Below are 21389 nucleotides of genomic sequence, written 5' to 3'. Positions count from 1 at the left end.
CAGACGGTCACAGATGCCGATTCCGTTGAAGGAACTCGAACGTTTTCGTTGAATAACCGTTGAATAAGCCCATTTGGTTCAAGAATGCAAAGAGCCCCTGACCAACGTCTCCGCAGGTCAGGGGCTACTTTTCGGTCGGGCTGACAGGATTTGAACCTGCGACCCCCTGACCCCCAGTCAGGTGCGCTACCAAGCTGCGCTACAGCCCGTCCGTACCGAAGAGGAACTTTACCGCAGGGTGTCCTCGCTCCCTGCATCGGGAGGGGCGAGCACCGTCAACGGCGCTCGCGCTTCTTGCGAGGACGCTGCTGCAGGTGGATCGGCGACCCCACGAAGCCGAACTCCTCGCGCAGACGACGCTCGATGAACCGCATGTAGGACGCCTCGAGCTTGCCTGTCGTGAACAGCACGAACGTCGGCGGAGCCGTCGACGCCTGGGTGCCGAACATGATCCTCGACTGCTTGCCGCCGCGCACCGGGTGCGGGTGCTCGGCCACCAGACGGCCGAGGAACGCGTTGAGCGTGCCGGTCGGGACGCGGGTCTCCCAGCCCTCCAGGGCGGCGTCGAGCGCGCGTACGAGGCGGTCGACGTGCCAGCCGGTGCGCGCCGTGATGTTGATCGTCGGCGCCCACGGCACCTGGACGAGCTCGCGCTCCATCTCGCGCTCGAGGTAGTAGCGACGCTCGTCGTCGACGAGGTCCCACTTGTTGAACGCGATGATGAGCGCGCGGCCGGCCTCAGCCACCGAGCTGATGATGCGCACGTCCTGCTCGGTCAGCGGCTCGCTGCCGTCGATGATGACGACCGCGACCTCGGCCCGGTCGATCGCCGAGCTGGTGCGCAGGCTGGCGTAGTACTCGTGGCCCGACGCGTCGCGCACGCGACGGCGGATGCCGGCGGTGTCGATGAAGTTCCAGGTGCGTCCGCCGAGCTCGACGATCTCGTCGACCGGGTCGACCGTGGTGCCCGAAGCGTTGTCGACCACGACCCGCTCCTCGCCGGCGAGCCGGTTGAGCAGGCTCGACTTGCCGACGTTGGGCTTGCCGACGATCGCGACGCGGCGGGGTCCCGCAGGTGCGTCGAAGTCCTCGGGCGGCGGCTCGGGCAGCGCGGCGAGCACGGCGTCGAGCATGTCGCCGCTGCCTCGTCCGTGCAGGGCCGACACGGGGTAGGGCTCGCCCAGGCCAAGGTTCCAGAGGCCGGCGGCCTCGGCCTCGGCGCGCTGGTCGTCGACCTTGTTGGCGGCCAGGACGACGGGCTTCTTGGCGGCGCGGAGCAGCCGGACGACCTTCTCGTCGACGTCGGTGATGCCGACGGTGGCGTCGACGACGAACAGCACGGCGTCGGCGACCTGGATGGCGATCTCGGCCTGGGCGGCGATGCGTTCGGCCAGACCGCGGGCGTCGGGATCCCAGCCTCCGGTGTCGACGACCGTGAAGGCCCGACCGTTCCAGACGGCGTCGTAGGACACGCGGTCGCGGGTCACACCCGGGACGTCCTCGACGACGGCTTCGCGACGACCGATGATGCGGTTCACCAGGGTCGACTTGCCGACGTTGGGACGCCCGATCACAGCGAGAACGGGCACGGCGTCAGCCATCGGAGCTTCCTGTCGGCAGAGGGCCGGGCAAGTCGCGCTTGAGCGCGTCCTTGGCCCGGGAGACGTGGGCAAGCAGGTGATCGTGGATCTGCTCACCTGCGTCGTCCATCATCCCACGATCTCGCGGCCATCCCTGCATCGGCAGCCGGATCGGCTCTCCGTAGACGATGTCGAGCCGCGCTCCGCGGGCCGGGCGGGCCTCCCCCGGCTCCCCCGGCTGCCGCGTGCCGAAGATTGCGACCGGCACGACCGGCGCCCCGGTGACGAGGGCCAGGTAGGTCACGCCACCCTTGAACGACGTCATCTCGCCGTCCCCTCGGGTGCCCTCGGGATAGAGCAGCACGCACTGTCCGGCCTGCAGCGCCTGCACGGCCTGACGGATCGCGCCGACGTCGGTGCGCGAGCGCGAGACCTTGATCTGACCGACGAGGCGGAGCAGGTGACCGGTCTTGCCGGCGAACTCCTCCTCCTTGACCATCGCGTGCGGCGGACGTGGTGCCGTGGCGACGAGCAGCGGACCGTCGAGCCAGCCGATGTGGTTGCTCGCGAGGATCACCGGCCCGGTCTCGGGCACACGGCCCTGACCCCGCTCGTGGATCTCCCACCGACGGTGGAAGTAGCCGCGTGCCCGACCGCGCGCGAACCTCAACCCTCGTTCCGGGAGCCCCTGCGCGACGTCGGCCATCGAGATCAGCTCGCGGAGTCGACGATCCCGACGATGGCGTCGATCACCTCGTCGAGGTTCAGGTGGGTGCTGTCGACCACCACGGCGCCGTCGGGCTTCACCAACGGGGACGCCGCGCGGTTGGAGTCGATCTGGTCGCGCCGGGCGAGGGCGAGCTCGGTGGCGGCCGTGTCGGCACCACCGTTCTCGGCCGCGCGGCGTGCGGCCCGGGCGGCCGGGTCGGCGACGAGGTAGATCTTGACCGGAGCGTCCGGCGCCACGGTCGAGCCGATGTCACGGCCCTCCACGACGATGCCGTCGCTCGCGGCGATCGTCTCGCGCTGCAGGTCGACGAGGATCTCGCGGACTCGCGGCACCGCGGCGACGAGGCTGACGGAGCTGGTGATCTCCTCGGAGCGGATCGGGTCGGCGACGTCCGTGCCGTCGGCGTGGATCGTCGGGTCGATCGGGTCGGTGCCCGACTCCAGCGTGACCTTCTCGGCCGCTGCGGCGATCGCCTCGGCGTCGTCGAGGTCGACCCCCTGCTGCAGCAGCGCCCACGTCATGGCGCGATACATCGCGCCGGTGTCGAGGTAGGCGAGCTGCAGCCGATCGGCCACGCCGCGCGAGGTGCTGGACTTGCCGGACCCGGAGGGTCCGTCGATCGCGACGACCATGGGTGATGTCACAGGTGTTCGACTCCTTCAAGCATGCTGATTCTGGTTGCTGATCTCTCGTGGTGGCGCATCTAGCGGTAGGCGGTCCAGCCGCGGGACGTGAGTGCCTCGACCAAGGAGTCGCCGACGCCGAGGGCGACCGTGATCTCGGCGAGTCCGACAGGGCGTCCGAGGTCGTGGTCGAGGCGCAGGTCCTCGATGTTCACTCCTGATTGTCCCGTGTCCGACATCAGGCGCGACAGCTCACCGGGCTGGTCGGCGACCTGGACGTGGACGATGTCGACGCGGGCGGGCGCGGATCCGTGCTTGCCGGGGATCAACGCGGTGCCGCGGCGGCCCGACTCCAGGACGTCGCCGAGCGCCGTGTCGTCCTCGCCCAGCGCGTCGATGACCCGGTCGAGGTCGCCCCGCACCAGCTCGAGCACCGCGCGGACATCGGCGGCGTTGGTGCCGAGGATGTCGATCCACAGGGCGCTGTCGCTGCCGGCGATGCGGGTCGTGTCGCGCAGCCCTGCCCCGGCGAGCGCGAGATGGTTGCCCTGGGCGTCGTTGAGGCGGGCGGCCGTGAGCGTCGACATCACCTGCGGCACGTGCGACACCAGCGCGACCGCGCGGTCGTGCGACGCCGCGTCGAGGATGATCGGCACGGCGCCCACGTGCAGCGCCATGTCGACGACGGCGTCGAGGGCGGCCGGCAGTGTCGAGACACCCGGGGTGACGGCCCAGGGCCGGCCCTCGAAGAGCTGCGCCGAGCCTGCCGTCGGTCCCGAGCGCTCGCTGCCGGCCATGGGGTGACCGCCGGCGAACCGCTCGGCTCCGGGCTGGGCGTCGATCGACCGCTGCAGTCCGGCCTTGACGCTCGTGACATCGGTGACGAAGGCCGTCGGCCACCGCACGAGCGCAGAGGCGACGACCGCGGCCGCTGCCGCGGGTGGCACCGCAGCGACGACGAGGTAGGGCACGACGTCGTCGGTGAACGGACGGCCCGCACCCCGTTCGACCGCCGCCGCGATGTTGGCGGGCTCTGCGTCGACCAGCAGCACGTCGACGTCGTGCGCCCGCAGAGCCAAGCCGACCGACGTGCCGATGAGTCCGCAGCCGATGACCAGCACCGGTCCGGGAAGGGCGCGGGGGGCGACCGCGGTCATCGACCGTCGACGCTGTCGAACAGCGCCCCCAGCTCGTCGCGGGTGAGGTCGCGCATCGTGCCTGACGACACTCCGCCCAGGTGCAGAGGTCCGAAGGCCGTGCGGGTCAGCTCGCGGACCGGGTGCCCGGCAGCGTCGAGCAGCCTGCGGACGATCCGGTTGCGACCCATGTGGATGTCGAGCTCGACCAGCGACCGGCCCCGGGAGCGGTCCTTGACCAGGAAGCGGTCGACCTGGGCCGGGCCGTCATCGAGCTCGATGCCCGTCTTGAGCCGTGCACCCAGCGTGTCGGGCACGGTGCCGTCGACCAGGGCGACGTAGGTCTTGGTGATCTCGAACGAGGGATGGGCCAGCTTGTGGGCCAGGTCGCCGTCGTTGGTCAGGACGAGCAGCCCCGACGTGTCGGTGTCGAGGCGTCCGACGTGGAACAGCCGGTCCTCACGACCCTCGACGAACGAGGCCAGGTCGGGCCTGCCCCGCTCGTCGGCCATCGAGGTGACGATGCCGCGCGGCTTGTTGAGCAGGACGTAGGCGTGACCGCTCGCCACCGGGATGCGCTTGCCGTCGACCCGGATGACGTCGGTCGCCGGGTCGACCCGCGCGCCCATGACGTCGATGATCTCGCCGTTCACCTCGACCCGACCGTGCGCGATCATGTCGTCGCACCGCCGGCGGCTGCCGAGGCCGGCCTGGGCGAGGACCTTCTGCAGGCGGATCTCAGCCACGGTCGTCCGTCTCTTCGGTGGGAACAGCCTCAGTCGTCTGCTCAGCGGGCTCGGTCGTCTGCTCGGCAGTCTCGTCGTCGCCGATCGGGTCCTGCGACGCGAGATCGGCCAGGACCTCCTCCGCGCCGGCGAGACCCTCGTCCTCCATGTCCTCCATCTCGGGCAGGTGCTGGGCGATGTCGGGCAGCTCGGTGATGTCACCGAGTCCCATGCGCTCGAGGAAGTAGCTCGTGGTGCAGTAGAGGATCGCGCCGCTCTCGCCGTCGACGCCGTTCTCCTCGATGAGGCCACGGGTCACCAGCGTCCGCACGACGCCGTCGACGTTGACGCCGCGGATCGCGGAGATGCGCGAGCGGCTGATCGGCTGGCGGTAGGCGACGACGGCCATCGTCTCCAGCGCCGCCTGGGTCAGGCGGGCCTGCTGGCCGTCCAGGATGAACCGCTCGACCGCACCGGCGTACTCCTCGCGGGTGAAGAAGCGCCAGCCACCGGCGATGTTGCGCAGCTCGAAGCCACGCCCCTGGTCGGTGTACTCCTGGGCGAGCGCGGTCAGGGCCTCCTCGACGTCGCTCGGCGGGTGGCCCACGGCCTGGGCGAGGGTCAGGTGGTCGAGCGGCTGGTCGGCGACCATCAGCACCGCCTCGAGGGCGGGCTGCAGGTCGAGCATCTCCAGCTCGAGCTCGTGGGGTCCGGTGGGGACGTGCTGGTCAGTCATCACTGCTCTCAGTGTGGTCAGGTGCTGGGCTGTCGTCAGGGATGGTGGAGTCGTCATCGACGAGGTCCTCGGGGATCAGGACGACCTCGTCGGGCGAGCCGGCTGGCTCGTCGAACTCGTCGCCCACGTCGATGTCGCCCTCGTCGGTGCCGGTCCAGCGCACGTGCAGGTCACCGAGCGGTGTCGCCTGCTCGAACGAGATGGCGCCCTCGCGGAACAGCTCGAGCACCGCGAGGAACCGCGCCACCTTGGTCATGAGGTCGGGCGCGTCGGCCGTCAGGGCCCGGAAGGTCATCTCGCCCTTGCGCCGCAGCTGGTCGACGACGAGGTGTGCCTGCTCGCGCACGCTCACCTGGGGTGCATGCAGGTGCGTGAGCGACAGGATCGGCACCGGCTTGTCCTCGAACGCCTTGGCGGCGAGCATCGCCAGCTCGGCGGGACCGACCGAGATCAGCACCTCCGGGAGCAGGTCGGCGAACCGCGACTCGAGCGTCACGATGCGCGGGAACCGCTTGGACTCCTGCGCGAGGCGCTCGGCCATGATGCCGGCTACCTGCTTGAACGCTCGGTACTGCATCAGGCGGGCGAAGAGCAGGTCGCGGGCCTCGAGCAGCGCGAGGTCCTCCTCGTCCTCGACCTCGGCCTGGGGCAGCAGGCGCGCGGTCTTGAGGTCGAGCAGCGTCGAGGCCACCAGCAGGAAGTTGGTGGTCTGCTCCAGGTCGTCGCCCATCGCCTTGATGTAGGTGATGAACTCGCCCGTGACGGTCGACAGCGCCACCTCCGTGATGTCGAGCTCGTGCTTGGAGATCAGCTGCAGCAGGAGGTCGAAGGGGCCCTCGAAGTTGGTGAGGTTGACCTGGAACCCGGTCGGAGCGGCGTCGTCGACGTCCGCGACGGTCACGACTCGCTCAATCGCCGGGCGACGTCACTCTGGGTGCCGCGCGACTCCAGGTCGGCCAGGGCCACCGCGAGCGCCGCGCGCACGAACCGTCCACGGTCGACGCTGCGGCCGAGCTCGGCGCGGAGCGTCAGGCGGGCCTGCTCGACGGCGAGCAGCTCGGCCGCGGTCACGTAGACCGTCATCTTCTCGTCGTGCTTGACCCGGCCGCTGGCCGATACGCTCGGCTCGGGCTCGGGGACCTCGTCGGACTTCGCCGGGGCGGTGGCCCGGAACAGCTCGTCCGCACCGGGCATCGAGGGGCGCTTGCCGGCGCCTCCCGACGATGTCGTCACGCGTCGGGGCATCGAACGAGTACCTCCCTCGCCAGCTGGCGGTAGGACTCCGCCCCCGGTGACGTCGTGGCGTACTCGGTGATCGGCTCGCCGGCCACCGTCGAGTCGGAGAACTTCACGGTGCGCCGGATGACGGTGTGGAACACCAGGTCGCCCCAGCCCTCCACGAGGGTCTGCAGCACCTCCTTGCCGTGCAGCGTGCGGCTGTCGTACATCGTGCCCAGCAGGCCGATGATCTGCAGCTCGTCGTTGGTGCGGTCGCGCACCTTCTCGATCGTGTCCTTGAGCAGCGCGACGCCGCGCAGCGCGAAGTACTCGCACTCCAGGGGCACCAGCACGCCGTCGGCAGCTGTCAGGGCGTTGACCGTGAGCAGGCCCAGCGACGGCTGGCAGTCGATCAGGATGACGTCGTAGTCGGCGCGGATGGGCTTGAGCACCCGGGCGAGCACCTGCTCGCGACCGACCTCGGTGACCAGGCGCATCTCGGCGGCCGACAGGTCGATGTTGGACGGCACGAGGTCGAGGCCCTCGACGGCCGTCGGCATGATCAGGTCCTTGATGGCGATCTCGCGGTCCATCAGGACGTGATAGATGCTCTGGTCGAGCTCGTGCGCGTTGACGCCGAGGCCGACCGTCATGGACCCCTGGGGGTCGAAGTCGACCAGCAGCACCTTGCGGCCGGTCTCGACCAGCGCGGCACCGAGGTTGATGGTCGTCGTGGTCTTGCCGACGCCACCCTTCTGGTTGCACAGCGCGATGATCGTCGCGGGCCTGGACGGGTCACGCGGCGTGGGATCCGGGAAGTTCGGCATCGGCCGTCCGGTCGGTCCCAGTTCCTTGCTCATGCGTTAACCCCTGCAGCTCGACCCGGCGGACGAGCGCCACTCTACCGCCACAAGTCGACTTGACGACCACGCAGCCGGACGAGTCGCCGGCTTACTGCCGGGATGCCCGCGGATGTGCCGTCGCATAGATCTCGCGCAGCTTCTCCACCGTGACGAGGGTGTAGATCTGGGTCGTCGTCACCGACGCGTGACCGAGCAGCTCCTGCACCACACGGACGTCGGCGCCGCCGTCGAGCAGGTGGGTCGCGAACGAGTGACGGAGCGTGTGCGGCGACACCTCCGTCGTGATTCCGGCCCGCTCGGCAGCCTTCGTCAGCACCGTCCACGCGCTCTGCCGCGACAGCCGACCGCCACGGGCGTTGAGGAACACGCCGGGCGTCCGCGTCGTCGCCGACACGAGGGCGGGCCGCGAGGCCGTCAGGTAGTCGGCGAGGGACGCCCGGGCGTACGACCCGAGCGGGACGATGCGCTGCTTGCCGCCCTTGCCCCGCAGGAGCACGGTCGAGTCCTCGAGGTCGAGGTCGTCGATGTCGAGGCCGACCGCCTCGGAGATGCGGGCGCCCGTGCCGTACAGCACCTCCAGGAGTGCGCGGTCGCGTGCGGCCAGGACCGTGCCCGGCGCGCCCGCGGCCGAGAGGAGCGCCTCGATGTCCGACAGCGGGAGCGCCTTCGGCAGCCGAGCCGCCGGCCGTGGCGGCTTGATCGCCGCCGTGACGTCGGTGGCGACGATCTGCTCGCGCAGCCAGAAGCGGTGCAGCCCGCGGACGGCGACGATCGTGCGCGCCGCGCTGGCCGTGCCCAGCGCCACGTGGTCGGGGTCGCCGGTGCGCAGCTCGCCGAGGAACGCAGCGATGTCGTTCTCGGTGATCGCACCCGGCTCGGTCAGGTCACGCGACCCCAGGAAGGCGAGGTAGCGGCGCAGGTCGCGGCGGTACGACTGCAGCGTGTTGGTGGCCAGGCCACGCTCGACGCCCAGGTGGCTCAGGTAGTCCTGGATGCCCCGGGCGACCGGCGAGCTCATCGCTGACGCAGGGCGTGCGTCGCGAGGATCCCCGCGACGGTCATCGAGTCGGAGATCCGGCCGTTGAGCACGGCGTCGAGCGCCTCGTCGAACGGCAACCACCACTGCAGCATGTCGGCCTCCTCGGCCTCGCGCACGGTGCGATCAGCCTCGGGGACGGGACGCAGGTCGCTCGCGAGGAACACCTCCCAGCGCTCCGTGGAGTAGCCCGGCGTCGCCAGCAGCTGCAGGATCGACGACCATTCAGCGGCGATGACGTCGGCCTCCTCGGCCAGCTCGCGCACCGCCGCCTCGAGGGGCTCCTCCCCCGCCACGTCGAGCGTGCCGGCCGGCAGCTCGAGCAGGCGACGGCCGACCGGGTGGCGGTACTGCTCCACCAGCAGGACCCGGTCGTCCTGGTCGAGAGCCAGCACGCCGACCGCGCCGTTGGGCTGGACGACGGCACGGGTGTGCTCGTCACCGGACGGGTCGACGATCGTGTCGGACCGCAGCGTCACGTACGGCGTGTCGTAGACCGACTCGCTGCGCGCCACGGGCCACGACTGGTCGGTGTCGGCGATCGACGCGTCGGCCAGGCGTCCGGGCAACGAGGGGTGCGGCGTCATACCTCGACCGACTGCTGCTCCCCCACCGGGAGACGGGTCTCGCGCTGACGGGCCAGCGAGGCGCCGATCAGCCCGGCGAACAGCGGGTGGGCCTTGGTCGGACGCGACTTGAGCTCGGGGTGGGCCTGTGTCGCGACGTAGTAGGGGTGCACCTCGCGCGGCAGCTCGACGAACTCCACGAGGTTGCCGTCGGGCGACGTGCCGCTGAAGACCAGGCCGGCCGTGGCGAGCTGGTCACGGTAGGAGTTGTTGACCTCGTAGCGGTGACGGTGACGCTCCTCGACCTTGGTCGAGCCGTAGGCCTCGGCGACGAGGCTGCCCTCGTCGAGGCTCGCGGGGTAGGACCCGAGGCGCATCGTGCCGCCGAGATCACCCTCGCCGTCGACGATCGTCAGCTGCTCGGCCATCGTCGCCACCACCGGGTGGGGCGTCTGCGGGTCGAACTCCGACGAGCTCGCGCCGGCGATGCCGGCGACGTTGCGCGCGTACTCGATGACCATGCACTGCAGGCCCAGGCAGAGGCCGAGCACCGGGATGCCGCGCTCTCGGGCGTACTTGAGCGCCCCGAGCTTGCCCTCGATGCCGCGGATGCCGAAGCCACCGGGCACGCAGATGCCGTCGACGTCGCCGAGGTGCTGGGCAGCTCCGGCTTCGGTCTCGCAGTCGTCGGACCCGACCCAGCGCAGCGTGATGCGGGCGTCGTGGGCGAAGCCACCGGCCCGCAGCGCCTCGCCGACCGACAGGTAGGCGTCGGGCAGGTCGATGTACTTGCCGACCAGCGCGATCGTGACCTCCTCGGCCGGCTGGTGCACCCGGCGGAGCAGCTGGTCCCACTGCGTCCAGTCGACGTCGCGGAACGGCAGGTCGAGACGCCGCACGACGTAGGCGTCGAGGCCCTGGCTGTGCAGCACCTTCGGGATGTCGTAGATCGACGGGGCGTCGCTCGCGGTGACGACGGCCTCCTGGTCGACGTCGCACATCAACGAGATCTTGCGCTTCATGCTCTCGGGGATCTCGCGGTCGGCCCGGCAGACGATCGCGTCGGGCTGGATGCCGATCGAGCGGAGCGCAGCGACGGAGTGCTGCGTCGGCTTGGTCTTGAGCTCGCCCGAGGGACCGATGTAGGGCACCAGCGAGACGTGCAGGAAGAACACGTTGCCGCGCCCGACGTCGTGACGGACCTGGCGGGCCGCCTCGAGGAACGGCAGGGACTCGATGTCGCCGACCGTGCCACCGATCTCGGTGATGACGACGTCGACGTCGGAGCCTGCCATGGCGCGGATGCGCGACTTGATCTCGTTGGTGATGTGCGGGATGACCTGGACGGTGTCGCCCAGGTAGTCGCCGCGACGCTCCTTGGCGATGACCTCGGAGTAGACCTGACCCGTCGTGACGTTGGCCTTGCCCGAGAGGTCGACGTCGAGGAAGCGCTCGTAGTGACCGATGTCGAGGTCGGTCTCGGCGCCGTCGTCGGTCACGAAGACCTCACCGTGCTGGAACGGGTTCATCGTCCCGGGGTCGACGTTGAGGTAGGGATCAAGCTTCTGCATCGTGACGCGGAGCCCGCGTGACTTGAGCAGTCGTCCCAGGCTCGAGGCGGTGAGCCCCTTGCCCAGCGAGGATGCGACCCCGCCGGTGACGAATACGTGCTTGGTAACCGCGTTACCTGCCAAGGTGACTCCCGTGGTCGAAAAACGATGTCGAGCGCTCGTCTGACGCAGATTGCATCAGGGCTCCACGGGATTCCAGCCTACCAACGAATCGACCCTCACCGCCAACGACACACCTGTCGGTTGGCCCACACGTGCCGATCGCGCGGTTGCCGGACATCTGCCGACATGACCGATCACGACGCAGACCCGGCCCCGCGCCGACTGGCCCGCCCCCTGCTGGTCGCCGGTGTCGCTGCGGCACTGGCCGTCTCGTTCCTCGCCGGAACGCGAGTGGGCACCGGCTCCTCGCGACCGGACGCGCTGGGCCCGGACGCCCGCCCGGCGGCGTTCCGTGCCGACCTCGACGCCGCCACCTCGTGCGACGAGCTGCTGGCCTCGTACCGCGAGCGTGGCCGGGACCTGGTGACCGCCTGGGGCTGGGCAGGCCCGCCGGTCGTGGCCTACGGCGTGCTCGACGACCGCGCGCAGGACCGCTCCGACTCCGCAGGCGTGTCCAGGACCGTCCGCCAGACGGCGAGCGAGACCGGCACCAACGTCCAGGAGACGGGGGTGGACGAGCCCGACACGGTCAAGACGGACGGCGTGCGAGTGGTGCGTGTCCGGGACGACGAGCTGGTCGTCCACGAGGCGACCGATCGCGGGATGCGGGTCGTGTCCTCCCTGCACCTGCCGAAGATCGACGACGCCGAGCTGCTCCTCTCGGGCGACACCGTCGTGGCGATCGGCGCGGACCGGGCGAGCGTCCGTGACGACACGAGTCGCCGCCGACGAGGGGCGAGGGTCATCACCGTGTCGCTCGCCGACCCCGAGCGGCCGGCGATCACGTCGGACGTCATCTACGCCTCACGGGTGGTCGCCGTCCGTCAGCACGGGTCCGTCGCGCGTCTCGTGCTGTCCTCGGGACTCCCTGCGCTGCGGTTCGTCGAGCCGGACGGCACCCGGACGAGCCGGCAGCAGGCGCTCGAGACGAACCGCCGGGCCGTCGCCGCCTCGACCCTGGCCGACTGGCTGCCGACCTATGACGCCGGAGACGGCTCCCGCCGTCTGGTGGAGTGCACCGACGTGGCCGTGCCCGGTGACGAGCTGGGGCTCGACACGGTCAGCGTGGTCGGCATCGAGCTGTCCCGGCCCACCGAGCCGCAGGCGATCGCCCTCGCCGGTTCGACCCCGCTCGCGTACGCGTCGGCCGATCACCTCTACCTGGTGGCCGGGCCCGGCGACCCCGGTCCGTTCCCGGCAGGCTGCGCCGGCTGCCGGATCGGTGACCTCGGGGATCGCGCTCTCCCCTCGGGCGGGACGACCCACGTCTTCGACCTGGCGCTGGACGGGGCCCGCGCTCGACACGTCGCGTCGGGAGAGATCGAGGGGAGCATCGCCGACCGGTGGTCGCTCGACGAGGCCGACGGCGTGCTGCGCGCCGCCGTCGGGCCGTCGTCAGAGACCGGCAGCTTCAACTCGGTCGTCACGATGCGCCGCGACCGCGACCGTCTGGTCGAGATCGGACGGCTCGACAAGATCGGTCGGCACGAGCAGATCAAGGGCGTGCGATGGTTCGACGACCTGGCTGTGGTGGTCACCTACCGACAGGTCGACCCGCTGCACACGGTCGACCTGTCATCGCCCGGACGGCCCCGACTGATCGGTGAGCTGAAGATCCCCGGCTTCAGCGACTACCTGCACCCGCTCAACGACGACCGCCTGCTGGGCGTGGGCGTCGACGATGCCGGCAACGCGCAGGTCGCCCTCTTCGACACCCGTGACCTCGCGGACGTCAGCCGCACCGACGTCGTCGGCTATCGCCGCTCGCGCGCCGTCGCCACGACGGATCCTCGAGCCTTCACGTGGCTGCCCGGCCGCAGCACGGCTCTGGTGGTGCTGCGCAAGGGTCGCGGCGTCGACCTCGCGACGATCACCGTCGGCAAGCGCACGCTCCGCAGCACCGTCGAGCGCGTCGAGCACGGCCCGGACGCTGCCGTCGTCCGGACGATCGAGCTGGCCGACGGGCGCGTCGCACTGGTCACGGGCGAGGGCGTTCGGCTGCTCGACCTGCCGTGAACGACTCAGTCGGGGACGGCGCCGCTGGCGCTGCGCGAGGTGCCCCACGCGCCGGGCTGGCCTGCTGCCTGCTCGGCGGCAGCCAGCACCGTCACGACGCGACCGGCTGCGGAGTCCGTGACGTCGACCGTCGAGATCTCCGAGGCGCTGTCACTGTCGCGGACGGCCTTGACCGCTCCCCCGTCGGTGCTCGACGTCGCCGGCCCGGCGACCACGACACCCTTGCCCGTGGAGCTGAGCGCCGCAGCCAAGGCGGCGATGACGGTGCTCTGGGCGCTGCCGCTGGCCCGCTGCGGGGCAGTCACGAGCACCGTGAGCGTCGCGCTGCGCTTGGGTGCGCGGGTCTGGGTGATCAGGGCGCCCTCGGTGAACGCCGACAGGATCGTCGACGCGGTGCCGTCGAGCGTGGCGGCCTTGTCCGCCACGACCGCCCGTGCGAGCGCCGAGCCGATGCGGCCATAGCTGTCGCCAGCGCTGCTGACACCCGCGACACCCTCGGCCGACTGCTGGGCGACACCCTCGGCGAACTGACGACCCGACGAGTCGAGCATCTTGCTCGTGAGGGCCACCTCGCCGGTGACCTCGGCTCCCGCGAGCTCGAGATCGGTCGAGACGCCCTTGACCTCGGCGGCGTTGGTTCCGGGCACCGTGAGCACGACGACCGACTGCCCCTTGAGCTGGTCCTTGAGGAGGGCGGGCGCCGTGCGACTGGCGAATCCGGCCTCGAACGACCGCACCGCGGGATCGGCACCCTGGGTGGTCGTCTCGTCGCCGGTCAACGAGTCGCTCGCGTCGTCGAGGGGGCCTGATCCCAGCACGACACCGGCCGCCAGTGCGATGAAGATCGCGGCGATCGAGACGAGGTGGTAGCGGAAGTTGATCACGAGAAGAGTCCTTTGATCCAGGTGCCGAGGTCAGCGAGCTGGTCACCGAGCGAGTCGAACCAGTCCTGTCCGACCGGGGTGATCGCGATCGCGGCGCCGACGGCCGCGACGCCCGCGACGAGCACGAGCAGCACGGGCCACAGGGCGATGCGCTGCGAGGTGAAGTGGTGGACGGACTTGGCGTCGACGATCTTCGCGCCGGCCCGCAGCCGCGCGACGAACATCCGTGCCACCTCCGACGGCGGGCGCTCGAGGAATGCCGACAGCGTCGCCGGCGAGCCCACGTGGACGATCACGGCCGCCTCGTTGGTGTCGGCCAGCAGGATCGCCAGGTCGTCGTCGGAGCCCGTCGACACGAAGGTGACGACCTCCTTGCCGTGGCGCTCGAGCCGCTCCGGCATGTCGACGGTGCCCGACGACGTCGTCACCACGACCTCGCCCGAGGCCCGGATCGCCTGGTCGGAGATGTTGTCGAGCGCTCCCACCACGATCGTGGGTGTGTAGCCCGCCTTGAGCAGCACGTCGGCGCCCGGCCCGGCACCGATCAGGACCGGGTCGTTGTCGCCGATGTAGCGCTTGAGACCGCGCAGGTCGGCGACGTCGTCGTGGGCGCGCGACACGACCACGACGGGACGACCGCGCAGCTTGGTCCGCAGGTGCGGCACCTTGGCGCCGGTGAGCAGCATCGCCTGCTCGCGGTGGATGTGGTCGGTCGCGTTGGCCGCGAGCGAGTCGAGCCGGGTCGAGAGGCCGTCCTGTGCCGCCACCAGGTCGGATGCCGTGCGGGACTCGTCGAGCTCGGTGCCGCTGGCCACGAGGACCTCGTCGCGAAAGACCTTGCCGTCCTCGATGCGCAGCCGCTCGCCGCTCTTGAGGCTCGACCAGACGCCGTCGCTCGTGACGTCGACCAGCAGGATGCCGGCGCGGGCGAGCAGCTGGGGCCCCGTGTTGGGGATGCGTCCGCTGCTCGACGGTGCAGCGTTGAGCACCGCGCGGACGCGGCGGTCGATCAGCGCCTGCGCCTGCCGGGCGTCCATCTCGGGCAGCTCGACCAGAGCGATCTCTGCCTCGCGGAGGGAGGCGATGTCACGTTCGCGTCGCGCGAAGCTGAGGGTGCCGACGACGCCCTTCGCGTCAGGCGGCAGGGGTGTCTTGCGGTTCCAGATGGCCATCGCGATCCATCGTTCCTGCTGAGCGCGGCGCATGTGGGAGCAGCGGCGGCGTGTCGCTCACATCCGACAACTTTCAGGCAGGACTCAGGTTCAGGCGCGGGCGAGGTCGAGCAGCTCTCGGGCGTGCGCCTGGGCCGTGGCCGAGTCCTCCTGGCCTGCCAGCATCCGAGCGAGCTCGTCGACGCGGCCGGCCTCCTCGACCCGGATCACCGAGCTGCTGGTGACGTTGCCGTCATCGTCCTTGGACACCACGAAGTGGTGGTGCGCGAACGCCGCGACCTGGGGCAGGTGCGTCACGGCGATGACCTGGGCATGGTCGGCCAGCCGGGCCAGCCGCCGTCCGACCTCGACCGCGGCCTTGCCACCGATGCCGGCGTCGACCTCGTCGAAGACCAGCGTCGGGACGGTCGTGCGATCGGCCAGGACGACCTCGAGCGCCAGCATCAGTCGCGACAGCTCACCGCCGCTGGCGCCCTTGTGCAGCGGCCGCGGCGCCATGCCGCTGTTGGCCGAGAAGAGCAGCTCGACGTCGTCGATGCCGTGCGGCCCCGGCGTCGCGTCGTCGCTGGTCGTGACCTGCACCGTCAGGCGCGCCGACGGCATGGAGAGCTGCGCGATCTCGACGTCGACGAGCTCGGCCAGCCGTCCGGCCGCCTCTCGGCGCAGCGCGGACATCTGCTGGGCCAGACGTTCGACCTCGGGCACCAGCGCGACCCGCTCGACCTCGAGCGCCGCCACGGCCTCGTCGTCGTTGCCGAGCTCGCCGAGACGGGCCGCGCTCTTCTCGGCCCAGACCAGCACGTCGTCGAGCGTCGGGCCGTACTTGCGCTGCAGCCCGGCGAGGGCTGCCCGCCGCTCCTGCAGCGTTGCGAGGCGCTCAGGATCGAGCTCGACCGCCTCGGAGTAGGTGCCCAGCTCAGCGCCCACCTCGTCGAGCAGGATGCCGATCTCGAAGACCCGGTCGGCGAGCGCATCGAGCTCGGGGTCGTGGCCGCCCGCCTCACGCAGGAGCGCCGTGGCCTCGGCGACGGTCGTGCGGGCCGACGTCGCGTCGAGGTCGCCGACGAGCGCCCGATGGGCGTCGTCGGCCGCTCGCGCGAGCGACTCGGAGTGGGCCAGCCTGCTCTCCTCGCCCTTGAGCGACTCGTCCTCCCCCGCCCGGGGGTCGACCTCCGCCACCTCGTCGAGGCCGAACCGCAGGACGTCGAGCTCGCGAGCCCGCTCCTGTGCGTGGGTGCGCAGCTCGTCGAGCCGTCGCTCGACCGCGCGCCACCGGGCGTAGACCGGCGCATAGGCCTCGGCCGCCGCGACGAAGTCCTCACCCGCGAACCGGTCGAGGGCGGCCCGCTGCTCGGCCGGTCGCAGCAGCCGGTGCTGGTCGGACTGCCCGTGGACGGCGACGAGCTCGTCGGTCACCTCGGCGAGCAGGGCGGCCGGGACGGTCGCGCCACCGGCGAGTGCTCGTGACCTGCCCTGCGCGGACAGCACCCGGCCGAGGATGACGACGTCGTCGTCGATCCGGCCCCCCGCCTCCTCGACAGCGCTGATCGCCGCGGCACCGGCACGGACCCCGATACTCGCCTCGACGCGGGCCTGGTCGGCGCCCTGACGGACGAGCCCGAGGTCGGCACGGTCGCCCCGCAGCAGACCCAGGGCCGTGACGACCATGGTCTTGCCGGCGCCCGTCTCACCGGTGATGACCGTGAAGCCGGCGGACAGCTCGAGCTCGGCGGAGTCGATGACGCCCAGGGACGACAGCCTCAGGTGCTGCCACATCAGCCGCTCCCCTCGCGTCGACGCTCGGCCGCACCGCGCCAGCCGGCCACCGGGAGGTCGAACTTGCGCACGAGCCGGTCGGCGAACGAGGCCGCCTGCAGACGAGCCAGACGCACGGTCTCACGCCCCTTGCGGACCTCGACACGGGCGCCGAGCGGCAGGTCGGCCGCCCGGCGGCCGTCGCACCACAGGACGCCGGTCGACTGCTCCCCCACGACCTCGATCGCCAGGGTCGAGTCGGGAGACACCACGAGCGGTCGGGCGAACAGGGCGTGCGCGCTGATCGGCACCATGATGAGCGCCGAGACCTCCGGCCACACGATGGGTCCGCCTGCACTGAAGTTGTAGGCCGTCGACCCGGTCGGGGTCGCGCACACGATGCCGTCGCAGCCCCAGCGCGAGACGGGACGGTCGTCGATCTCGACGACGATCTCCAGCATCCTCTCCCGCGCGGCCTTCTCGACCGAGGCCTCGTTGAGCGCCCAGTTGGTCGCGACGACCTCGCCCGCCACCATGACGGTCACGTCGACGGTGAGCCGCTCTTCGACGGTGTAGGTGCGATCGACCACGCCGCGCACGACGTCCTGGAGGTCCTCGACGTCGGCCTCGGCCAGGAAGCCGACGTGGCCGAGATTGACCCCCAGCACCGGTGTCTCGGTGCCGCGGCACATCTCGGCGGCCCGCAGGATCGTGCCGTCGCCCCCGAACACCACCGCGAGCTCGCAGCCACCCGCGGCTCCCGGGCCGGCCGGAACGACCTGGGCGTCCTCGACGCCAGCAGACCGCAGGGCGTCGGCCTCGGTGTCGAGCACGCACACCCCGATGCCTGCAGCGCGCATCTCGGTGGCGAACGCCGCAGCGACCTTCGCGGCCTCCTCGCGGGCAGCATGCACTGCCAGCAGCACGGTCCTCATGCCAGCACCTTCCTCACGATGACACCTCGGGGACGACGAGCGGACCCGCCGCGACGACGTCGCGCGCCGCCTGCTCGCTGGGAGCCTCGGCGTCGGAGCGCAGCCAGCAGAAGTACTCGACGTTGCCGGCCGGGCCGGGCAGCGGGCTGGGCGCGAGCGCGCGCGTCCCCCAGCCGAGCTCGTGGGCGGACCGGCAGACACGGTGCACCGCGTCGGCGTGCAGCGCGGGGTCACGCACCACGCCGTTCTTGCCGAGGTTGCTCTTGCCGACCTCGAACTGTGGCTTAATCATCAGCACGATGTCGCCTTCCGGGCTCGGCTCGCACACCCGGGTGAGGGCGGGCATGACCACCGTAAGGGAGATGAACGACAGATCGGAGACGACGAGCTGCACGGGGCCGCCGATGTCGGCCGTCTCGAGGTTGCGCACATTGGTGCGGTCGAAGACGTGGACCCGCTCGTCGGACTGCAGCGCCCACACCAGCTGGCCGTAGCCGACGTCGACGGCGCACACCTCCCGGGCGCCCTTGCGCAGCAGCACGTCGGTGAAGCCACCGGTCGACGCACCTGCGTCGAGGCACCGCCGGCCGGTGACGGTCAGGCCCTGGGGCTCGAACACCCCCAGCGCACCGAGCAGCTTGTGGGCGCCTCGAGACGCATAGGTCGGTTCCTTGCTCTGCTTGACGACGATCGCCTGGTCGGTCGTGACACCCGTGGCGGCCTTGCTGGCCACGGAGCCACCGACCTTGACCAGTCCCTCGTCGATCAGGGTCGCTGCGTGCTCCCGCGAGCGGGCCAGGCCGCGACGCACGAGCTCGGCATCGAGCCGAAGCCGTCGGGTCACGGAGAGTCCAGCTCGACCTCGTCGCGTCCCGCGTTGGCGAGCGACTCGCGCAGCACGCCGTGGATCGCGTCGAACTCCTCGGGATGCTCCGTGATCGGCAGATCGCCGAGCCGGTCGAGCCGCTGGAGCGCCTCGTCGATCTGCGCGTGGCCGGTCGGCTCGACCGCCGCAACGGGGTCGACGACCTCGTCCGCGGCATCGACCGAGTGGTCCACCTCACCGTGCATGTCGCTCATGCGTCCAGTGTCCCATCCAGGACCACGAGAGTGTCGGACCGATCACTGATCTGCCACGCGAGCTCGACGACCGCCCGCAGGGTGTCGGTGGCACCGACCTGACCCGAGACGACCCGCACGACGCCCTCCTCGCAGATCGCCTCGGCGTCGCCACACCGCGCCTGCTGCCCGTCGACGACGACCTCGCGGTGGACGTCGCCGAGGCCGTGCAGGTCGGCCGCGACATAGGTGGGCCGGTGACCGACGGGGGCAGCGACGATCGTCGCGAGCGTGCTGACCCCGGTCAGGACCGCCAGGCTGTCGATGCCGGCGTTGATCGCCCCGTCGATGTCGGTGTCGAGCCGGTCGCCCACCATCAGCGGGTGGTCGCCGCCGACCCGGGCGATGGTCTCGTCGAACAACGCCCGCTCCGGCTTGCCGGCCACGATCGGCTCGGCCCCCGTGGCGTTGCGGACCGCCTGGACGAGTGACCCGTTGCCGGGCGCGATGCCTCGCGGCGTCGGGACCGTCATGTCGGTGTTGCTGACGTACCACGGCAGCCCGGCCTGGATCGCGTAGGACGCCTCGGACAGCTGGTGCCAGCCGATGTCGGGGTGGAATCCCTGGACCACGGCGACCGGGCCGTCGGCCAGCGCCGACACACACCTCAGGCCTCTGTCCTCCAGCGGGACCCGGAGCCCCTCTCCCCCGACCAGCAGCACCGGGGAGCCTGACGGCAGCGCATCGGCCATCAGGTGGGCCACGGCCTGGGCCGACGTCACCACGTCGGCGTCGTCGAGATCGGGCATCTGCATCGCGCGCAGCTTGTCGGCCACCTCGATCGCCGGCTTCGAGGCGTTGTTGGTGATGTAGGCCAGCCGGATGCCGACACCGCGCGCCGCGGCCAGCGCCTCGGACGCGCCGGCGATGACGTCGGGACCGAGATAGACCACTCCGTCGAGATCGAGCATCGCCAGGTCGTAGATCGAGCTGAGCTCCCGCGTCGTCGAGCCGAGTGACTGGTGCGGGGACGAGGTCATGCGTCCGAGGCTACCGCCGCCCGTGCGACCTTCCGGCAGGAGGCGACCTCGACCCTGACCCAGCTGACGGTGCCCGTCCCGCCGCGGGAGAACTGTCGACGCAGCTGGCCCTCGACCGTCACCTCGGTGCCAGCCTCGAGGCGCAGCACCGAACGCCGCAGAGCGGCCGTCCACGCCGAGCACTCGATCGTGTCGACCACCTGCTTGGACCGCCGGCGCGCGGCAGCGCTGCGCCTGACGATCAGGCGGAACGACACCACCTCGTCGCCGCTCGGCATGGTCACGGACTCAGGGGTGGCAGAGATGCGCCCGGTCAGGCGGACTCGGTTGTTGTCATCAGTCATGGACATGACGATGCCCCCCACCTGTGGTGAGGGGCATCAGGTCATCCGCGCCCTGTGGACGGACGGGCCGTGGGTCAGGCCTGTGGACGCTGGTCGAGCTCGGCGAGGCGCTCCTCGGCATCAGTCGTCTTGTTGCCGTCGACAGCGACCGTGCGGTGGAACCACTCGATCGCCTCGTCCTTGCGGCCCGCTGCCAGCAGCGAGTCCGCGTAGGCGTAGCGCAGGCGCGGGACCCACTCGCCACGTCCCTTGGTGTGCAGGGGCTCCGTCTCGAGCAGGCGGATCGCGGCGTCGTACTGACCCTGGTCACGACGCGCACCTGCGACGACGATCGACAGCTCGATCTGGCCGGCGTCGTCGAGCTGGCTGCGGATCTCGGTCGTGTCGTAGGCGATGGCCTTGTCCGGGCGCTTCAGCGCGCGCTCGCAGTCGGCCATCATCGGGGCATAGATGTAGCCGCCGGTCATGCGTCGCGCGGCGCGGAACTCCGACAGGGCCTCGGCCCACTTGCCGCAGGCATAGGCCGTCTCGCCGCAGGCCTCGCGCACCAGGCCGGTGCGAGTGGCGCGCGCACGGGCCGCCAGTGCGTGCTTGTGCGCCGTCTCCGGATCCTCGGAGATGAGCATGCCGGCCATCACGAGGTGGCGCGCCACCTTGTCGGCCAGCTTCTCCGGCAACGCCTGCAGCGCCTGACGCGCGTGCTTGTCGAGGTCCTTGGCGCTCACGTCGTCAGGGATCGGCGGACCGTCGTAGATCTTCTGCGCAGCGGTGCGATCGCCCTCCTCCTGGCGCCGGTTGCGCGGCGCGTCGTAGGGCTTGCCGTCGCGGCGCGGATGAGCCGGCTTGCCGTCACGCCGTTCGGCGGGCTTGCCGTCCCTGCGGCCTGCGGGCTTGCCGTCGCGTGCGCCCGGCTTGCCGTCGCGGCGCGGATCTCCGCTGCCGCGCTGGTCGCGGCCTCCACCGGTGGGCTTGCCACCCCGTCCTCCTACGGCGCCTCGGCCTGCAGGCTTCCCACCGTCACGGCGGGGGTTTCTCGACTCAGCCATGAGTCGTTCCTTCCATCGAACACTCTGTGTCATGCAAAACTACTGGATCAATGCAGCGAGGCCGCCCCAAGTGGGGCGGCCTCGCGCTAATGATTGTCCGGCGACGTCCTACTCTCCCACACAGTCTCCCGTGCAGTACCATCGGCGCTGAGAGGCTTGACTTCCGGGTTCGGAATGTAGCCGGGTATTTCC

At 70.9% G+C, this 21389-nt stretch carries 22 protein-coding genes, 1 tRNA gene and 1 rRNA gene; 1 reads left to right on the top strand and 23 read right to left on the bottom strand.

Annotated features, from left to right (window positions below; genetic code table 11):
* Positions 1-135: 135 nt before the first annotated feature.
* The 13 genes from HQK15_RS17580 to pyrG all read right to left on the bottom strand — a co-directional run bounded on the left by HQK15_RS17580 (position 136) and on the right by pyrG (position 10907).
* Positions 136-209, bottom strand: a tRNA-Pro gene (locus HQK15_RS17580).
* A gap of 66 nt (positions 210-275) precedes the next feature.
* On the bottom strand, positions 276-1601 hold the full coding sequence (der, locus tag HQK15_RS17575) for a ribosome biogenesis GTPase Der (protein WP_173492813.1): 1326 nt from the start codon (positions 1599-1601) through the stop codon (positions 276-278).
* Positions 1594-2286 (bottom strand): lysophospholipid acyltransferase family protein, encoded by a 693-nt coding sequence (locus HQK15_RS17570; protein ID WP_173492812.1) that lies wholly within the window; start codon positions 2284-2286, stop codon positions 1594-1596. The genes der and HQK15_RS17570 overlap by 8 nt, the downstream gene beginning before the upstream one ends.
* 5 nt (positions 2287-2291) lie before the next feature.
* A complete protein-coding gene (gene cmk, locus HQK15_RS17565) occupies positions 2292-2942 on the bottom strand; it encodes a (d)CMP kinase (protein ID WP_173492841.1) in 651 nt (216 codons plus the stop codon).
* 71 nt (positions 2943-3013) lie between these two features.
* Positions 3014-4090: a prephenate dehydrogenase gene (locus HQK15_RS17560; protein ID WP_173492811.1), complete on the bottom strand. Its 1077-nt coding sequence runs from the start codon at positions 4088-4090 to the stop codon at positions 3014-3016.
* Positions 4087-4815 carry a pseudouridine synthase gene (locus HQK15_RS17555; RefSeq protein WP_367649239.1) on the bottom strand — a complete coding sequence of 243 codons (729 nt, stop codon included), beginning with the start codon at positions 4813-4815 and terminating at the stop codon, positions 4087-4089. Before HQK15_RS17555 ends, HQK15_RS17560 begins: the two co-directional genes overlap by 4 nt.
* On the bottom strand, positions 4808-5530 hold the full coding sequence (gene scpB / locus HQK15_RS17550; RefSeq protein ID WP_173492810.1) for an SMC-Scp complex subunit ScpB: 723 nt from the start codon (positions 5528-5530) through the stop codon (positions 4808-4810). Before scpB ends, HQK15_RS17555 begins: the two co-directional genes overlap by 8 nt.
* On the bottom strand, positions 5523-6431 hold the full coding sequence (locus HQK15_RS17545; protein WP_173492809.1) for a segregation and condensation protein A: 909 nt from the start codon (positions 6429-6431) through the stop codon (positions 5523-5525). Before HQK15_RS17545 ends, scpB begins: the two co-directional genes overlap by 8 nt.
* Positions 6428-6775, bottom strand: a complete 348-nt coding sequence (locus HQK15_RS17540; RefSeq protein WP_217361828.1) for a hypothetical protein — start codon at positions 6773-6775, stop codon at positions 6428-6430. The genes HQK15_RS17545 and HQK15_RS17540 overlap by 4 nt, the downstream gene beginning before the upstream one ends.
* Positions 6760-7608, bottom strand: coding sequence for a ParA family protein (locus tag HQK15_RS17535; protein ID WP_173492808.1), 849 nt, complete (start codon positions 7606-7608; stop codon positions 6760-6762). The genes HQK15_RS17540 and HQK15_RS17535 overlap by 16 nt, the downstream gene beginning before the upstream one ends.
* Before the next feature lie 91 nt (positions 7609-7699).
* Positions 7700-8629, bottom strand: a complete 930-nt coding sequence (gene xerD, locus HQK15_RS17530; RefSeq protein WP_173492807.1) for a site-specific tyrosine recombinase XerD — start codon at positions 8627-8629, stop codon at positions 7700-7702.
* Complete coding sequence (locus tag HQK15_RS17525; protein WP_173492806.1) at positions 8626-9234, bottom strand: NUDIX domain-containing protein; 609 nt, start codon at positions 9232-9234, stop codon at positions 8626-8628. Before HQK15_RS17525 ends, xerD begins: the two co-directional genes overlap by 4 nt.
* On the bottom strand, positions 9231-10907 hold the full coding sequence (pyrG, locus tag HQK15_RS17520; RefSeq protein WP_173492805.1) for a CTP synthase: 1677 nt from the start codon (positions 10905-10907) through the stop codon (positions 9231-9233). Before pyrG ends, HQK15_RS17525 begins: the two co-directional genes overlap by 4 nt.
* 165 nt (positions 10908-11072) lie before the next feature.
* On the opposite strand from pyrG, the gene HQK15_RS17515 reads away from it, so the two are divergent.
* The gene (locus HQK15_RS17515; RefSeq protein WP_173492804.1) at positions 11073-12962 is read left to right on the top strand and encodes a beta-propeller domain-containing protein; all 1890 of its coding nucleotides are present in this window, start codon (positions 11073-11075) and stop codon (positions 12960-12962) included.
* A gap of 5 nt (positions 12963-12967) precedes the next feature.
* Here HQK15_RS17515 and HQK15_RS17510 read toward each other — a convergent pair whose 3' ends face one another.
* The 10 genes from HQK15_RS17510 to rrf all read right to left on the bottom strand — a co-directional run.
* Positions 12968-13846, bottom strand: coding sequence for a copper transporter (locus HQK15_RS17510; RefSeq protein ID WP_173492803.1), 879 nt, complete (start codon positions 13844-13846; stop codon positions 12968-12970).
* The gene (gene steA, locus HQK15_RS17505) at positions 13843-15018 is read right to left on the bottom strand and encodes a putative cytokinetic ring protein SteA (RefSeq protein ID WP_173492802.1); all 1176 of its coding nucleotides are present in this window, start codon (positions 15016-15018) and stop codon (positions 13843-13845) included. The genes HQK15_RS17510 and steA overlap by 4 nt, the downstream gene beginning before the upstream one ends.
* Positions 15019-15108: 90 nt before the next feature.
* Positions 15109-16794 (bottom strand): DNA repair protein RecN, encoded by a 1686-nt coding sequence (recN, locus tag HQK15_RS17500; protein WP_173492801.1) that lies wholly within the window; start codon positions 16792-16794, stop codon positions 15109-15111.
* Positions 16794-17708, bottom strand: a complete 915-nt coding sequence (locus tag HQK15_RS17495) for an NAD kinase (protein WP_173492800.1) — start codon at positions 17706-17708, stop codon at positions 16794-16796. Before HQK15_RS17495 ends, recN begins: the two co-directional genes overlap by 1 nt.
* Positions 17709-17721: 13 nt before the next feature.
* A complete protein-coding gene (locus tag HQK15_RS17490; RefSeq protein ID WP_173492799.1) occupies positions 17722-18552 on the bottom strand; it encodes a TlyA family RNA methyltransferase in 831 nt (276 codons plus the stop codon).
* Positions 18549-18788, bottom strand: a complete 240-nt coding sequence (locus tag HQK15_RS17485; RefSeq protein WP_173492795.1) for a hypothetical protein — start codon at positions 18786-18788, stop codon at positions 18549-18551. Before HQK15_RS17485 ends, HQK15_RS17490 begins: the two co-directional genes overlap by 4 nt.
* Positions 18785-19807 (bottom strand): HAD-IIA family hydrolase, encoded by a 1023-nt coding sequence (locus HQK15_RS17480; RefSeq protein WP_173492798.1) that lies wholly within the window; start codon positions 19805-19807, stop codon positions 18785-18787. Before HQK15_RS17480 ends, HQK15_RS17485 begins: the two co-directional genes overlap by 4 nt.
* Complete coding sequence (locus HQK15_RS17475; RefSeq protein WP_173492797.1) at positions 19804-20151, bottom strand: single-stranded DNA-binding protein; 348 nt, start codon at positions 20149-20151, stop codon at positions 19804-19806. The genes HQK15_RS17480 and HQK15_RS17475 overlap by 4 nt, the downstream gene beginning before the upstream one ends.
* A gap of 74 nt (positions 20152-20225) precedes the next feature.
* Positions 20226-21197, bottom strand: coding sequence for a tetratricopeptide repeat protein (locus tag HQK15_RS17470; RefSeq protein WP_173492796.1), 972 nt, complete (start codon positions 21195-21197; stop codon positions 20226-20228).
* 95 nt (positions 21198-21292) lie between these two features.
* A 5S ribosomal RNA gene (gene rrf, locus HQK15_RS17465) occupies positions 21293-21389 on the bottom strand; the annotation flags it as partial.

Origin of the sequence: Aeromicrobium stalagmiti, from assembly GCF_013283745.1 — a bacterium.
Taxonomy (GTDB): Bacteria; Actinomycetota; Actinomycetes; order Propionibacteriales; family Nocardioidaceae; genus Aeromicrobium; species Aeromicrobium stalagmiti.
Note: the sequence above shows the minus strand (reverse complement) of the source record. Positions and strands in the feature narration are given on the sequence as shown.

Excerpts from the sequence above, each read along its gene's own strand:
- HQK15_RS17540 (WP_217361828.1), bottom strand. The coding sequence starts at position 6,775 with ATGCCCCGACGCGTGACGACATCGTCGGGAGGCGCCGGCAAGCGCCCC.
- cmk (WP_173492841.1), bottom strand. The coding sequence starts at position 2,942 with ATGGTCGTCGCGATCGACGGACCCTCCGGGTCCGGCAAGTCCAGCACC.
- scpB (WP_173492810.1), bottom strand. The coding sequence starts at position 5,530 with ATGACTGACCAGCACGTCCCCACCGGACCCCACGAGCTCGAGCTGGAG.
- HQK15_RS17525 (WP_173492806.1), bottom strand. The coding sequence starts at position 9,234 with ATGACGCCGCACCCCTCGTTGCCCGGACGCCTGGCCGACGCGTCGATC.
- HQK15_RS17535 (WP_173492808.1), bottom strand. The coding sequence starts at position 7,608 with ATGAGCAAGGAACTGGGACCGACCGGACGGCCGATGCCGAACTTCCCG.
- HQK15_RS17570 (WP_173492812.1), bottom strand. The coding sequence starts at position 2,286 with ATGGCCGACGTCGCGCAGGGGCTCCCGGAACGAGGGTTGAGGTTCGCG.
- steA (WP_173492802.1), bottom strand. The coding sequence starts at position 15,018 with ATGGCCATCTGGAACCGCAAGACACCCCTGCCGCCTGACGCGAAGGGC.
- HQK15_RS17475 (WP_173492797.1), bottom strand. The coding sequence starts at position 20,151 with ATGACTGATGACAACAACCGAGTCCGCCTGACCGGGCGCATCTCTGCC.
- der (WP_173492813.1), bottom strand. The coding sequence starts at position 1,601 with ATGGCTGACGCCGTGCCCGTTCTCGCTGTGATCGGGCGTCCCAACGTC.
- xerD (WP_173492807.1), bottom strand. The coding sequence starts at position 8,629 with ATGAGCTCGCCGGTCGCCCGGGGCATCCAGGACTACCTGAGCCACCTG.
- HQK15_RS17470 (WP_173492796.1), bottom strand. The coding sequence starts at position 21,197 with ATGGCTGAGTCGAGAAACCCCCGCCGTGACGGTGGGAAGCCTGCAGGC.
- HQK15_RS17560 (WP_173492811.1), bottom strand. The coding sequence starts at position 4,090 with ATGACCGCGGTCGCCCCCCGCGCCCTTCCCGGACCGGTGCTGGTCATC.
- HQK15_RS17515 (WP_173492804.1), top strand. The coding sequence starts at position 11,073 with ATGACCGATCACGACGCAGACCCGGCCCCGCGCCGACTGGCCCGCCCC.
- HQK15_RS17480 (WP_173492798.1), bottom strand. The coding sequence starts at position 19,807 with ATGACCTCGTCCCCGCACCAGTCACTCGGCTCGACGACGCGGGAGCTC.
- HQK15_RS17495 (WP_173492800.1), bottom strand. The coding sequence starts at position 17,708 with ATGAGGACCGTGCTGCTGGCAGTGCATGCTGCCCGCGAGGAGGCCGCG.
- HQK15_RS17485 (WP_173492795.1), bottom strand. The coding sequence starts at position 18,788 with ATGAGCGACATGCACGGTGAGGTGGACCACTCGGTCGATGCCGCGGAC.
- recN (WP_173492801.1), bottom strand. The coding sequence starts at position 16,794 with ATGTGGCAGCACCTGAGGCTGTCGTCCCTGGGCGTCATCGACTCCGCC.